This window comes from Sphingobacterium psychroaquaticum, assembly GCF_004421025.1.
GTDB lineage: Bacteria > Bacteroidota > Bacteroidia > Sphingobacteriales > Sphingobacteriaceae > Sphingobacterium > Sphingobacterium psychroaquaticum.
Window position 1 is genome coordinate 1,908,881 of the sequence record NZ_CP038029.1, and the last position, 14,706, is coordinate 1,923,586.

The window sequence follows — 14,706 nt, forward strand, 5'->3', positions numbered from 1 at the left end:
CGAACGGAATGGGCAAAAGAAATTATGCAAAGGTAAAGCAACATGACGTACGCGATTGTGGAGCCGCTTGTTTATCGTCAGTAGCCGCTTTCTATGGCCTACAGATGCCTATCGCTAAAATTAGGCAGTTATGCCATACAGACACGCGTGGAACAAATGTATTGGGAATGATCCAAGGATTAACCGCGATGGGGTTTGTGGCAAAAGGGGTAAAAGGAGGGATTACAGCTTTGAAAAGTATACCTTTACCTGCCATAGCGCACGTCGAGTTTAAAGAGAATGTTCCTCATTATGTTGTTCTTTACAACGTAGATAAACGTCAGGTGACCTATATGGATCCGGCTACCGGAAAAATAGAAAAGCTATCGATAGAAAGGTTTGATAAAGCATGGTCCGGGGCCCTGATATTGATGGAACCCAATGTATACTTTGAACAAAGGAACGAAAAGACACAGGTTTATCAACGCTTTTGGAACCTGATAAAACCACACCGATCGATCGCTTTTCAAGCACTAATCGGTGCCATATTCTATACATTGCTCGGGCTTTCGACTTCTATTTACATGGAAAAGGTAACCGATTATGTTTTGGTGGATGGCAATTTGAGATTGTTAAATCTTCTCTCTGTGATTATGATCGTTATTTTACTTTTCCAACTGTTTATAGGAGGAATGAAAAGCGTGATGGTATTGCAAACGGGGCAGCAGATTGATCGGTATTTGATTTTGGGGTATTATAAACACTTACTGAGTCTTCCTCAACGTTTTTTCGATACCATGAAGGTTGGAGAGATCATTTCTCGTGTAAATGACGCGGTAAAGATACGGGCATTCATCAACGATGCAGCAATCCAGATTGTGGTAAATATCTTTATTGTCTTTTTTTCCTTTGCTTTAATGTTTTCCTATTACTGGAAGCTAGCTTTGATAATTGCGCTGGTCATACCACTTTACTTTTTAGTGTATTGGGTAACGAACAAACTCAATAAAAAGGTAGAAAGACGAATGATGGAAGAAGGAGCTGAATTGGAGTCCCATCTTGTGGAGTCTCTGCACGCGGTGCGCACAATTAAACAATTTGGTATCGAGCAATTTGCGAATGATAAGACCGATAGTAAATTTTCCTTACTCTTAAAGACCATATACAGGTCCGTGATGAATAGTTTGTTCTCGACATCGTCTTCTGATTTTTTATCTCGTATTTTCACGATAGTTTTGATTTGGGTAGGCGCACGGTATGTTATAGATCGTATTATTACGCCGGGTGAGTTGCTTTCTTTTTATGCATTGATCGGATATTTTACAGGGCCTGTCACTCAGCTCATTGGGATGAATAAGACCGTTCAAAATGCGATGATAGCTTCGGATCGTTTGTTTGAGATTATGGATCTGGAGCGGGAAGAATCAACAAACAAACTAGATCTTACGCCCGAAGGGATGGGCGATATCGTATTTAACCAAGTTTCTTTTAGTTACGGCTCCCGTATTGAAGTTTTTAAAGCATTTTCTTGTACGTTTGAAAAGGGGAAAACAACAGCGATTGTCGGAGAAAGTGGCTCAGGAAAGACCACAATCTCCGCTTTAATCCAAAATCTCTATCCCCTCAATAGTGGAAAAATAACTATTGGTGATTATGATATCAATTACCTTTCTAATTACTCGTTGCGTAAGCTGGTTTCGGTCGTCCCCCAGCAAATTGATTTATTTTCTGGAAATATTATAGATAACATCGCTTTAGGCGAAGATTTTCCAAATCTACAGCGTATCATCGACATCACCAAAAAATTGGGAATCCTTCCGTTTATTGAAAAGCTACCAAGTGGTTTTCAGACCTACTTAGGGGAGAACGGAGCTTTGCTTTCCGGTGGGCAGAAGCAGCGCATCGCAATTGCAAGAGCTCTATATCGAAATCCTGAAGTACTCATATTGGATGAAGCGACCTCTTCGCTTGATTCTGCATCGGAGGAGGTTATACAACAAACGCTCCAGTCCTTTAGAGATGCGGGCAAAACAATGATCGTTATTGCACATCGGTTGAGCACCGTTGCTCACGCAGATTGCATCATGGTTCTTGATGCGGGCAAGATTGCAGAGCAGGGGACACACAGCGAGTTAATGAAGTATGATTCTTTGTACAAAAAAATGTGGGAGAAGCAGCTGGTAAACCTTGGTGGGTAGGTCGTTATTTCAATTTTTTTTCAAAAAAATGAAAATATAACCTGTAGTTGTGGTGAGAGTTCTGCCGGCTTCGCATCTTTGTAATGTTGAAAGCGCGTATTATAGAAACGCAAGTGTCGAAAAGGTTTGGATCTTAGTGCGTAGATGTAAACATACTCGGCCATCTAGAAGCGATTTCTTTCAAATATGATGTGATTTATTTTTATGGGTAAAAATAATTTACTTTTAAGGAGGTGTCCGTTCAACACCTCCTTTTTTATGACCATTACTGATCAGGGCAAAACGCACACAAAATCAACTAGACTTTGACACTTTTTACTTAATCTTCGCCTTACCGGATTTTTTTCTGCTATATTTTTTGATGTTTTTCTCTTTTACATACTCCAAAGCACCTTCTTTACAGTACGCTGTTAAGTAAACAGAGAATTTGTTACTGTCTTTTTTGTCGATTTCCAACTCTCTTAATACGTCGGAAACACGTTTTGGTGTGTCAAAAAAGTTTGAATATACCAGTTCATCTAGTTTACGGGCTGTCTCATTGCGGTACCCGGCCCCAGGAGGGGCTTCAAAAGGTGGTGTGAGAACAAGATCTTTTACGAAAATATCACGTGGTTGGATACCTAATGCCTGACAAATCAACAAAAAATTGCTCAGCGATGTACCTCGACCCTTTTCAACGGAAAAAATGGTCGTGATGGTTAAGCCGGTCATGGTGGCGACATCGCCTTGTGAGAACGAACGTTCTTCACGATGTTTTTTGAGAAGCTTACCAATACGAAGGAGCGTTTCTTTGTTGTAGTTTGACACAAAGCAAATAAATAGTTTTTTTGCGCAAAAATAGTAAAGGAAAATAATAATATATTAATGTGCAATTAATGTTGTGTTTTATTTTATTTTTATTTGTCTATATGTTTCTAATTGCCTATATTTGAATTAGTGGGCTATCAGAAAGTAACCAAATAATGTGCGTCTGCTATACAATGTCTTTTTACCTACGTTCAATATAATACAGTATTGTAAGCTTGAATGATAACCGATAGGGCGTAGGGGCACAATATAAACAGTGTGGTTAAACAGCTATATATAGGTAGCAGATTAAGCTCTTTGATTTATGGGATGAGTATACGAAGTGATGGAAAGAAATTACCCATGAAAGTTAGATTTATCATTGCGGTACGTGTTATAGTTCCGCTTTGGTAAGTCTTCGTATCCGAAGTCCAAGCGTATTTTAAAATACACAAGCAATACAGGACGTCCGCTGGGGGTCTTTGCTGACAATCTGTATTGTCTTGTGTTATACATGAAGGGAGTTCCTTTTTTTTGTAGTTTTTGATTTACGACTTACCCAAGCCCGGTTTCCATAAAAATCCGTCAAGAGCCCCGGGGACTATATTTTATTATACCACAAATAAATGAAGTTTACTAAAAGTCGCTTTAAATATGAATAAACAAAGAAAGCTAAAAATATTAGTATGTTTTAGTATATTTGTGATTGATAAAATCGTGACCAAAATCGTGACCAATGTCTAAGAGAAAAAAGATAACAAAAGGTACTGTTAGTTTCATTTTGAAGTCTAATAGGCTTAGTAAAGAAGGTTATGCTCCGATCTACTTGAGGTATTCCTATAAAGGTGCGCCAGCTGAATATTTTACAGGGAAATCGATATTGCCCGACAACTGGGACGATGATGATAAGCAGCCAATTTTCTTAAGTAAAGCAATTGCGAAAAAGGTTAATCCCAATATCAAGTACACTTCTTTTTGCTCAACGAATGAAGTTGTTGAAATATTATCTCTTATGAACGAGCTAGAGCTGGAGATTAAAGACATCGAATCTAAGTTAGAAGTGTTTACTAGTAAGGATATTATTAAGGGGCTTAGGCATGATCCTACGCAAGTTCAGAGTAATGATAAACCGATGCTTGTTGGCTTTATAAATGACCACCTGGAAAACCACAAAGGTAAAACGAAAAATAGTACTTTGGATGTGTATACGACAGTGAAAAATATGATTGCTGATTATGAATTATCAATAAACAGAAGCTTTAAAATAAGCGAAATTGATTACGGATACATGAAGGGTGTGGCTGAGTACATGAATAGCTTAGGATTGTTCAATTCAACAATAAACAGAAGAATAAAGCACATAAGGGGATTTATATCCAAAGCAAGGAAAATGGGCTATGATGTTAATCCTAGTTATCAAGACTTCGGATGGTCTGCGGAGGAAACTGAAGTGATGGCCCTGACCATGGATGAGCTTAAAAAAATAGAATCTTTAGACCTTTCTGGAAACAGATTATATGATCTTGTTCGTGATGTGTTTTTGTTTGCTTGCTATACTGGGTTAAGGTATTCGGATTTTAGTAAATTAAACAAGACAAACATAAAGGACGGATTCTTGCGGATGACAATAACCAAAACAAAGAATCTACAAACGGTGCCTCTTACTAAAAAAGCAAAGTGTCTGATCAAAAAGTATCATTCTAATAATTCCGATTTTGTATTCCCTATGTGTGGTGCTAGAAAATTCAATGATGTTATAAAAAAGATATGCGAATTAGCTAAGATTGATGAGGTAATCGAAAAGGTGCGTTTTAGTGGAGTAAAGGAGGTCGTAGAATATAGGCCCAAGTATCAAATGATAACTGCACACGTAGCCCGCAAAACCTTTGTAACCCTTTCTCTAGAGCTTGGCATGCAAGCAGAGGAAGTAATGAGGATCACCGGACATAAAGACTACAAGAGCTTTAAGCGCTACGTCAACATAACAGAAAAGAGGGCGAAGGTTGCTTTGTTGTCGGCGTGGGAGAAGTAAGTTTTTTACTATATTTGGGTATTCATAATTTTATTATTACAATCTGATAGCGAAAGATTTCGATACTTGACGATGTAGTGTTTGTTGTGTTGTTACGGTTTCCCGTAAAATTTGCTTCGTATTTAAATGTATTTTTGACACGAGTAAATGTTGCGAATGGGTAGTAGCAGTTACTTCAACCCCCAACCCCGATTCTTTTACAAGAGTCGGGGTTTCTTTTTGATATAGAATTTAGTTTTTCTTTTGTTTGCTAAAATTGTTTAGCTACTTTTGATAAAATATTTAGCTTTATTTTAGCAATGGCAGGTAGACCGGAAACATGGGTAGAGGATAAGAAGCAAACAGCAATTGACACAATCATTCAAAGGATATGTGAGGGGGATAGTTTGCGTTCAATTCTCATGTATGCAGATAGGGAGGTTTTACCGTCCATGGGAGTATTCCTTAAGTGGGTAGGTGAAGATCAGGAATTGGAGAAGCAGTACGCGCGCGCTATGTCGGTTAGAGCTGAGTCTATGTTTGATGAAATTATAGAAATATCAGACGAATCCAATGCGGATGTTGATTTTACCGAAGAAGGCAAAATGAGGATCGTGGGTGAAGCTGTACAGCGTAGCAGACTAAGAGTTGATACACGTAAGTGGGCTTTATCAAAGATGAATCCGAAGAAGTACGGGGATAAGGTTGATATCACCAGTGATGGTGAAAAGGTCGTAACTAACATCATTAGTCTAGGGGCAGGTGTAAAACCTCAGGAGGATGAATGATAAAGCTACTGCCAAAGCAAGAGAATGCGGTATGGTACCTACGGGATAACGTTACCAATGAGATACTGTACGGTGGTGCTGCCGGTGGTGGTAAATCAGCTTTTGGCTGTATGTGGCTTATTGAAATGTGTCAACAGTATCCAGGTACTCGTTGGCTCATGGGGCGGTCTAAGTTAAAGACCTTAAAGGAAACTACGTTAAATACGTTCTTTGATGTAGCTGCAAAACTAGGGGTTACTGGACAGTATACCTACAACGACAAGGATAGCGCTATCTATTTCCATAATGGCAGTGAGATAATCCTAAAGGACCTGTTCCTGTATCCATCTGATAAGAATTTCGATAGTCTTGGTTCACTAGAGATTACAGGGGCATTTATAGATGAATGTAACCAAATCGTTTATAAAGCATGGCAGATAGTAAAGTCCCGGATCCGATACAAGTTAAATGAGTTCGGACTAATACCAAAGCTGCTTGGAAGCTGTAACCCTGCTAAGAACTGGACATACTCTAAGTTCTACCATCCTTTCAAGAAAAAGGAATTGCCTGGTTATAGGAGGTTCATTCAAGCATTACCTACTGATAACCCACATTTACCAGATAGTTATCTAGAATCGCTTAGACAACTAGACGAGAACAGTAAACAAAGGCTTTACTACGGGAACTGGGAATATGACGATGATCCGGCCGCTCTTATCGATTTTAGAAAGATACAGGACATATACACCAACTCTTTTGTTGTAGGTGGTTCTAAGTTCATCACAGCTGATATAGCGAGGTTTGGCCGTGATAAGACAGTCATTGGTGTTTGGGATGGATTTAGGCTAGTAAAGATTGTAGAATACGGGAAAAACAGTGTGACGGAAGCGGCTGAAAGGATTAAAAACCTCGCTGATTTTTATATGATTCCGATGTCCGATGTTATTGTCGATGAAGACGGAGTGGGTGGTGGAGTAGTGGACATACTGGGATGCAATGGGTTTGTTAATAACAGCAAGCCTCTTGATAACCCAGAGACGAAGGAGCCGGAAAATTATATGAACCTAAAGAGTCAGATGTATTTCGCTCTTGCGAAGCTTATAAACGATTCAGGTCTATATGTTGAATGTGAGGATGGAAGTATAAGGGATATCATCACCCAAGAGTTAGAGCAGGTTAAGCAGCATAACATGGATAAGGATGGAAAGAAACAGGTGCTGCCTAAGGATGTAGTGAAAGAACTATTAGGACGTTCTCCCGATTATTCGGATATGATAATGATGCGGATGTGGTTTGAGTATAGATTTAAGTTTGAGTTTTCAGTTGCATAATATGGATAAAGCAAGAGTAATAATAATAACGATTCAGTTGGCCGTGTCCATATTGGTAGGCTATCTCCTTATATCCTTCATAATGATGGGGATTGATCCTAGCTACTGGGGTGTCGTTGCGCGAGTTGCGTTTTTGGTGGTTTCGGCTGCTTGTATGGTTGGATTAATAAAGTTGTCAAACAATGGCTAATTACTTTACAAAAGCTCTTGGTATAGCTCCAAGGACTGAAAAGAAGCACATCGATAACGTGCTAAACTCAATTCTCTACAGCAATTTAGTAGGATTCAACAATGTTGTTTTCTACAACTATGACCAGGAGGACTATATTAAGAAAGGGTATAAGTCTAACGCAGAGGTATACACCATTACTAATAAGATCGTAAGCAAAACTCTTGTGGCTCCCGTATATCTGTATGAGGAAAAGCCGGATACAAAGTCTTCTAAGTACCAGAAGTATAAGTTTACCAAGAAATCAAATGATCGGGTCGAAATCAATAAGCACAAGCTGTATGTAAGCAAGGCGCTGGAATTTTCTAATGGGGCTAAAGATTTACAGGCATTACTTGAAAACCCAAATCCAAAGCAATCATGGCGGGAGCTATCCGAGTTATCACGAATATTCTACTTTAACCAGGGAGAGACATTCTACTATCGTGAGACACCGGATGATTTAGATACAGCCATTGAATTGTACATAGCTCCTGCTAATCTTATGACACCTGTATATGGAGGGGGAGACGTAAACAACCCTATAGTGGGGTGGAAACTAAATCTATTGAATGGCAATGATCGGATTCTTGATGCAAAGGATGTACTGCAGATAAAAAGATCCAACCCTGAGTTTGATAGTTTTGGATCCCAAGATAGAGGGATGCCATTCTTGCAGGCAGGTCAAAAATATTTACAATTGAATGATTCAGCTTTAAAGGCCTGGATAAATAGTGAGGAAAACGAGGGAGCAAAGGGTATTTTAAGCCCAAATCACGCTGATCCTAAACTATGGCTAACACCGGACCAGGTTAAAGCTACACAAACGACATTAGATGAAAAGGTAAACGGATTTGATAACCGCAATAAGGTAATGACATCCGCTATGCCTTTGCAGTTTACAAGCATGGCGCTGAGCCCAACGGCCAACGCGGTAGTAGATGCTCTTAAATACTCAGGATTTAAGTTATCTCGATTATGGGGAGTAAGTCCTATTTTATTCGATGAAAACCCAACCTATACCAACCTATTAGAGGCAAAAGAATCGTTTGTAATTGATGTAATCATCCCGTTTCTAAACATTGAGGAAGACGCACTCAATAGATGGCTTGTAAAGCCTTTTGCCGACCGGGATAAGCGTGAATACATCCTAGACTACGATGTATCGGTATATGAGGAGTTAAGGCTTAAAACTGATGAAGTAGACGCGCTACTAAAAGTCTTGACCATAAATGAAGTAAGAGTAATGCTCGGATACGACGAGGTTGAGTCGGATACAGCAAACCAGGTGATGGTTAATTCGGGATTAGTCCCTTTGAATGAATTTGATATGGGAGTGGCAATAGGTGGTGAAGTCGATAAATCATTATCATACCTTGAATACGAGCCTATACTAAAAGCAGAAATAAAAAAAGGGTGTTTAATGTTCTACCCTGATATAGATATTAATGACTGGGTTAATGGTATCCGTAAACTTGTGCCAAACCATATAGTGGAGGAATATGAGTTTGAACCGCACTTAACAATTTTGTATGGTTTTGATGATTCAAAAATGAATGTCGGTAGGCTTAAGTACATCGTAAACGATTTCATTAAAGATAATCCAATATCAATTAAAGCGGATAGAATAGGTGTTTTTTCTAATGAAAACGATGTAATAAAGGTAAACGTGGAGGATTTAAATGGTAATCTTACGCAATTAAACAAGCTTGTTAAGTCAAATTTTGAATACCAAAATGACTACCCGGATTACAAGCCGCATATTACAATAGCATATGCCAAAAAAGGCGCTGGATTATATTTAGATGGCTCTTTAATTGATTTAAATGATTACGGTCTTAAAGATCTCAATACGGGAATCATGAAATATTCGGATTCAGTAAAAAGCAAAACAGTTATATGAACGCCAAACTGCAACTAAGAAGATACACGAGGCGAGAAGATAGATTGATAAAAGCATACGAAAGAAAGTATACTAAGGTCATTTACGATGTTCTCAATCACCAAATGGAGGAAGCTATACGCAATAATGGTATCTTCTTAGATGTATCCATGTATGATGTGTTAAGTGAGCTTTACAAGCGTGTCGGGGTTGACTTCGCAAATAATCAATTTGACTCATTCAGTACCTTAAAAACTAAAGCCTCAAACTTCTTTCTTGATACATGGCTTCATTTTATGACCAACTACGTATTGCAGAATATGGCGACACGTGTTTCATTGATCAACGACACAACGAGAGATAAGATCCAGGAAGCGTTGGCCATGGGTATGAACTTAGGTTTGCGAACGGACAAGATCGCGCAATTCATCCGGCAACGGGTTGGTAAGATAAATAGGTACCGGTCCATCATGATAGCACGAACCGAAATCGCTGAAGCTGCAAACGTAGCTAAAGATAAAAGTGCTGAAGACTGGGAAAACGAGTCGGGAGAGCGAGTTTATAAGTTATGGATCCACAGGTACGCCAATACCCCAAGACATTGGCACCAAGATCTAGATAATGATAAAGCCATCCCTAAAGAACAGGCTTTCATCGTTATAAACCCACGTACCGGAAAGACTGTTGAAATGATGCGTCCACACGATCATTCAGGAGGAGCAGAGAACAATATCAACTGCTCATGTACGGTGTTATATGTATCAGAAGGCTACGCTCGTAGACTCAATTCAACCAAATAAATATTCTTTGCTAAAACTTTAGCATTTTTCTTGCTAAAACAAACTAATTATTTTAGCTTTGAACTAAAATTGTTAGCTAAATGAGCGAATTGGTATATAAAAATGCTTCTGTTCCTTTCAAAGATATGGATGATCAAACAGGTTTCCTGATAGGTTATGCCAATATCTATTCTGTAAAGGATTTGGTTGGAGACATTTCGAATCCAGCCTCATTTGTGAAAACAGTATCGGAGCGTAAAGCAAAGATTAAGATTTACAAGAATCACGATAATAATCTATTGGTGGGGGTTCCGCAAGAACTAAATGCATACGATCCCGTAGGGCTGCACCTAACAGCAAAAATGTTAATGGATACAGCTTTAGGTAGAGATACTTACCATGAATCTAAGTTTCTTGTAGAAAACGGCTTTGAAAGTGGGTTTTCGATAGGCGGTTATATTGCTAAAAGAAATCCAAAAAACAGAGCTGAGGTCATGGAGTACAGGCTCAATGAAGTATCGGTATTGACTAAAGAACAAGCGAATCAAGGTTCTATGGTTCAAATTGTTAAATCGATTCAGCAGTTAGAGGATGTTACTCAAGATGCATTTTGGTCTATTATCATTAAAGCATACGATAATCACAAGTTCAGTGATGAGGTGCTTAAATCACTTGAAACATTTTTAAACAAGTCACTCGAAGAGGAGCCGGGCGATAATAATATCGACACCACTCTGAAACCTGAGCCGACACAGATAATTAAATCAATTTATTCACAGTTTTTACCATAACAAATGGAACCAACAGAAGAAGAAATCAAAAAAGCGGCTCAGGAGAATATCGAGAAGATTGCCAAGGGAGCAGCGCAAGGTGCCGTATTAGATACGGTTGTGCAAGAAGTTAAAAAAGCCCTAGAAGGCAAAGAGTATGTATCCAAAGAGGATGCAGACAAAGCTGTATCTGAAGCTGTAGAAAAAGCAGTAGCAGAGGCTAAAGCCGAGATGCAGACCAGTATCGATAAAGTGTCGGCACAAGTGAAGAAAGCAAGTCAAATAACTCCTCAGGAAAAAACAGAAAAGTCGTTTAACGATCATTTAGCCGACGCTATCCAAGAAAATGCAGAATCTATCCAATCCTTTAAAAAAGGCAGCCCTGAATTGACAATCGCTATGAAAGCGGTAGGGGATATGTCGATTGGGAACAACTTCCCTAATGCAACACCATGGATTCAGGATGTACGTACTGGGTTGATCGTTAACCCATACAATCGAGTATGGCTATCTGATATCATCCCTGGTGGAACATCGTCCGGCAACTCAATTATCTACCCTAAAGAGAACGGTGGTGAGGGAGAAGTTGGTCTATGGACTGATAAGTCGGTTGATAAGCCGCAGGTAGATTATGACCTAACAAGTCAGGCAGCGTTTTTCAAATGGATTGCAGGTTATGTAATCATTGAGCGTGAGATGCTTGATGATATCGCTTGGTTGTCATCTTATTTGCAGTCTAAGTTGCTTATTTCATACAAGACAGCAGAGAATAAGTTTATCCTTAACGGATCAACTGACGCAAATCCAGTACAGGGTATGCTTGCCGCTGCAACAGCCTACAATGGAACCTTTGACAATCCTGTAGATCGCATCATTGATGCGGGTTGGGGGCAAATTGTTGAGGATACTCATGAGTTCTACCAGCCTACACACACATTGTTGAATCCACGTTCAGCAGTTTCTTTAGGTCTGAACAAAGCTGACGGATCAGGAGAGTATGACTTACCTAACGGCTCTGTATCGTTTGGTAATGGTAAGTTATCAGTAGGCGGTCTTGATGTGGTTACAACCACAGGAATGGACAAGGCAGATTTCTTGACATTCGACAAGAATGCCCTTAGCTATGTTACTCGATTAGCTCCTGAGTTAAGACTATTCGAAGATGCAGCGTTGGCTAAGCGCAACAAGTTAATGTTCCGTATTGAAGGCCGGTCAACGTTAGCAATTTTCAACAACAAAGCGTTAGTGTCTGGTAAGTTGGTAGGTACACCGTAATTGACATCTGGTAAATGTGCTCATAATAAGGTAGGGTGGGGAAACCCACCCTTTCTTTTAAACTCAAAACAATGAAGAAGGTAAAATTTATCAAAGACCACGTAAACGGCATCAAGAAAGGACAAGTAGGTGAATTCTCCGATGGTAGAGCTAATTATCTAGTGCGTAATGGGGTAGCGGAATATGTAGAGGGGGCAGAGCCTAAACAAGCTGCAAAACAAGAAAAAGCAAAAGCGAAACAAGCGGTAAAGAAAGACGAACCCTGCAAAACCTGTTAATAATGGCATTACCTACACTCGAAGAAGTAAAATCGCACATGAACCTTACGGGGATAGATGATTTTGATACCATCTTATCTATTTACTTGGATGCAGCAAATTACGACGCTGAGAATATCACAGGCCGTAATTTCTCCAATCAATCTATAGACACCTATGAGGTTATGAATCCAGCGATAAAATTGGCTGTTCTCAATCGCGTGGCGACCTCTTTCGATAGTAGACAAGACAATGACGAAGCAGGGCAAAAGGAAGCCGTAAACGCATCTACTTACACCTTTAGACAATTCTCAAAGAGACCAATGTTTTAGCTATGAAGTTAGGCGCATACGATCAGAAAATAGAGTTTATCAAGTTTGGAAATACGCCAGACGGAGCGGGAGGTTATGACCCTGTTGAAGAATCCCTATTAACTACGTTCGCACAAATTAAGCAGCTAAAGCAAAGCGGAGACTTGGAGAAGGTGTATATGGGATTGCCTACCGCTTACCGGGTAAAGGTGATTGCAAGAAGTGGTTTTTCTATTGTAGTGGGGATGTTGATCAGGTGGAGAGGTGTTGTGTATCAGATTTTGAGTGCTCCCGACGTCGATAGTGTGCGTCTGCAAAAGGAGTGGATATTTGACATAGGACAGCAAGGTAATGGCTAGTAAAGGAGCTGTTTTCAATTCTGTGAGTAGCGATCTTGAGAAGTACAGGAAAGACACTGTAAAGAAGATAAAGGATTTGGTTGGGGTGGTAGTATCGGAATTGCTTCACAAAGCGCAGAGGGGTTTGGATGCGGCAAGTTACGATCGCGAAAACATGTCTCGCGCCAATATGGATAGTATGAACGCAATACATTTAGCATCAAAGGTTACCAAAGGAGGATTAAAGGGTGAGGTTGGTGTGTTCGGCGGTAGTGTAGATGATCCGGTTGTGATGATTGCTGCATACATCGAGTTTGGGACGGGATTAAGTGCTAAGGATATTCTCGCCAATTACGCGGAAGATATCAAAGCCATAGCGCGCTTGTACTTTAAGACTGGAGACGGAACGCTACAGGGAAGTCCATACCTATACAACAATTACCAAGCGGCTATTCCACAGTTTGAAAAGGATTTGAAAGCAATTTTGGACAAAGTAACTAAATCGTAAATGAACATATCGGAAGCAGTAAGACGGGCGGCGTTGACCGCAATAGGATCGGTAGTTATCGATGGGGTTACGATTCCGGTATTTGATGAAGTGGTCAATCCTAATGTTGTGATCCCTACGGTTAGAAATGCAAAGGTGTATATCATCCTTCAGGACCAGCAGGAGGCTGAAGGACGGCAAAACTTCTGTTCCTATCGCCAGCAGGCTAATTGGACCATAAAGGCTGTTACAATATTCAATACTGCCGGAGTGGCAAACAAGAGATTGTCCGAGGACGTCGGAGAGATCATCGAAAAACGAATCAAGCCAACGGGTAAGACGCATGCTTTGGTAGATGCAAATGGATATAGTTTTCAAGATACGAATAAGGTGTATAGCCGCAATAATACCGAGATAACAAAGAGTGCGGTATCATTCAGCAAGATTTTAATTTTTAACACAACAGTAAATAACTAAAGAAATGGCAGATACAAATACTTACATCAAAGGACACGAAGGTACATTGTCCGTTGCAGTTGGTAACGCATGGAAGCCCGTGGGCTGTTTAACATCGTCTTCTTTCAGTTCAGCAATGAATATGATCGAGAAGGTTAATATGTGCACAGGAGGAGAGACCGTGCAAACTCCTAGTAGCTTAACTCGTACGGTTCAGATTGAGGGTGAAATTGTTGACACTACCGCAGTAGGCGGAGCAACAATAGAACAGAGTTATGGAGAGTTAAGAGAGTTGCAAGAAGATCACGCTAGTACACGAGTTGCTAGCAAATGGAGGTTGTCACAAGGAGCAATAGGTCATCTTTATTTTGAGGGATTTATCTCTGATTTATCCAACAATTTTCAAGCAGGTGAAGATGCAACATTTAGCGCAACCTTGACGGTACAGAAAAAACCAACAGAAACAGACCCTCTAACACCATAATAGCATGAACAGAACTGAAATAACATTGAATGGGGTTTCCACTCCCTTAACATTTGGATCATGGGTAATGGGGCAGTTAATAAAGTCGGGGTACCAGTTGTCGGAGCTTCAAAAAGCAATAGCAGATAACCCTTTTGAATTCTTTCCGCTTCTCGTATATCTAGGGGCGGTTAATGCTACAGCTTCTAAGGACAAGGACGCATTTTCAGTGAATCAATTTTATGATTGGCTTGATGAGGTAGGGGGAGTAGGTTCCGACGAGGTGTCGAGAGTGATTAAGTGCTTTACTAATTCGCTGGGCACTGATGTCCCAGACACAAAAAAAAAGGAAGTGAAGAACACGGCGAAAGTCGGGAAATAAATTGGGAAATAGATCATGTAGCCTTT

At 39.9% G+C, this 14,706-nt stretch carries 16 protein-coding genes; 15 read left to right on the plus strand and 1 reads right to left on the minus strand.

Annotation, left to right across the window (positions count from 1 at the left end; genetic code table 11):
• The first annotated feature begins 8 nt into the window (after nucleotides 1-8).
• Nucleotides 9-2,177, plus strand: a complete 2,169-nt coding sequence (locus tag E2P86_RS07840; RefSeq protein ID WP_134432150.1) for a peptidase domain-containing ABC transporter — start codon at nucleotides 9-11, stop codon at nucleotides 2,175-2,177.
• Nucleotides 2,178-2,492: 315 nt separating this feature from the next.
• Here E2P86_RS07840 and E2P86_RS07845 read toward each other — a convergent pair whose 3' ends face one another.
• Nucleotides 2,493-2,984, minus strand: a complete 492-nt coding sequence (locus E2P86_RS07845; RefSeq protein ID WP_159451833.1) for a helix-turn-helix transcriptional regulator — start codon at nucleotides 2,982-2,984, stop codon at nucleotides 2,493-2,495.
• Between the two features lie 715 nt (nucleotides 2,985-3,699).
• On the opposite strand from E2P86_RS07845, the gene E2P86_RS07850 reads away from it, so the two are divergent.
• From E2P86_RS07850 to E2P86_RS07915, 14 genes are all read left to right on the plus strand, one after another.
• Nucleotides 3,700-4,995, plus strand: coding sequence for a site-specific integrase (locus tag E2P86_RS07850; protein WP_134432153.1), 1,296 nt, complete (start codon nucleotides 3,700-3,702; stop codon nucleotides 4,993-4,995).
• 299 nt (nucleotides 4,996-5,294) lie between these two features.
• Nucleotides 5,295-5,762, plus strand: a complete 468-nt coding sequence (locus tag E2P86_RS07855; RefSeq protein ID WP_134432155.1) for a terminase small subunit-like protein — start codon at nucleotides 5,295-5,297, stop codon at nucleotides 5,760-5,762.
• A complete protein-coding gene (locus E2P86_RS07860; protein WP_134432158.1) occupies nucleotides 5,759-7,072 on the plus strand; it encodes a phage terminase large subunit in 1,314 nt (437 codons plus the stop codon). Before E2P86_RS07855 ends, E2P86_RS07860 begins: the two co-directional genes overlap by 4 nt.
• Before the next feature lie 248 nt (nucleotides 7,073-7,320).
• On the plus strand, nucleotides 7,321-9,183 hold the full coding sequence (locus tag E2P86_RS07865) for a phage portal protein (protein WP_166785167.1): 1,863 nt from the start codon (nucleotides 7,321-7,323) through the stop codon (nucleotides 9,181-9,183).
• On the plus strand, nucleotides 9,180-9,962 hold the full coding sequence (locus E2P86_RS07870; RefSeq protein ID WP_134432163.1) for a phage minor head protein: 783 nt from the start codon (nucleotides 9,180-9,182) through the stop codon (nucleotides 9,960-9,962). The genes E2P86_RS07865 and E2P86_RS07870 overlap by 4 nt, the downstream gene beginning before the upstream one ends.
• An 80-nt stretch (nucleotides 9,963-10,042) precedes the next feature.
• A complete protein-coding gene (locus E2P86_RS07875) occupies nucleotides 10,043-10,732 on the plus strand; it encodes an HK97 family phage prohead protease (protein WP_134432165.1) in 690 nt (229 codons plus the stop codon).
• Nucleotides 10,733-10,735: 3 nt separating this feature from the next.
• Nucleotides 10,736-11,986, plus strand: coding sequence for a phage major capsid protein (locus tag E2P86_RS07880; protein ID WP_134432168.1), 1,251 nt, complete (start codon nucleotides 10,736-10,738; stop codon nucleotides 11,984-11,986).
• Nucleotides 11,987-12,057: 71 nt separating this feature from the next.
• Entirely contained in the window at nucleotides 12,058-12,264 is a 207-nt protein-coding gene (locus E2P86_RS07885; RefSeq protein WP_134432171.1) for a hypothetical protein, read from the plus strand.
• Nucleotides 12,265-12,266: 2 nt separating this feature from the next.
• Nucleotides 12,267-12,575, plus strand: coding sequence for a head-tail connector protein (locus E2P86_RS07890; RefSeq protein WP_134432174.1), 309 nt, complete (start codon nucleotides 12,267-12,269; stop codon nucleotides 12,573-12,575).
• A gap of 2 nt (nucleotides 12,576-12,577) precedes the next feature.
• A complete protein-coding gene (locus tag E2P86_RS07895; protein ID WP_134432177.1) occupies nucleotides 12,578-12,913 on the plus strand; it encodes a head-tail adaptor protein in 336 nt (111 codons plus the stop codon).
• Complete coding sequence (locus E2P86_RS07900; protein ID WP_134432180.1) at nucleotides 12,906-13,400, plus strand: hypothetical protein; 495 nt, start codon at nucleotides 12,906-12,908, stop codon at nucleotides 13,398-13,400. The genes E2P86_RS07895 and E2P86_RS07900 overlap by 8 nt, the downstream gene beginning before the upstream one ends.
• Nucleotides 13,401-13,856 (plus strand): hypothetical protein, encoded by a 456-nt coding sequence (locus tag E2P86_RS07905; protein ID WP_134432183.1) that lies wholly within the window; start codon nucleotides 13,401-13,403, stop codon nucleotides 13,854-13,856.
• A gap of 4 nt (nucleotides 13,857-13,860) precedes the next feature.
• Complete coding sequence (locus E2P86_RS07910) at nucleotides 13,861-14,319, plus strand: hypothetical protein (protein WP_134432186.1); 459 nt, start codon at nucleotides 13,861-13,863, stop codon at nucleotides 14,317-14,319.
• A gap of 4 nt (nucleotides 14,320-14,323) precedes the next feature.
• Nucleotides 14,324-14,680, plus strand: coding sequence for a hypothetical protein (locus E2P86_RS07915; RefSeq protein ID WP_134432188.1), 357 nt, complete (start codon nucleotides 14,324-14,326; stop codon nucleotides 14,678-14,680).
• Nucleotides 14,681-14,706 lie beyond the last annotated feature (26 nt).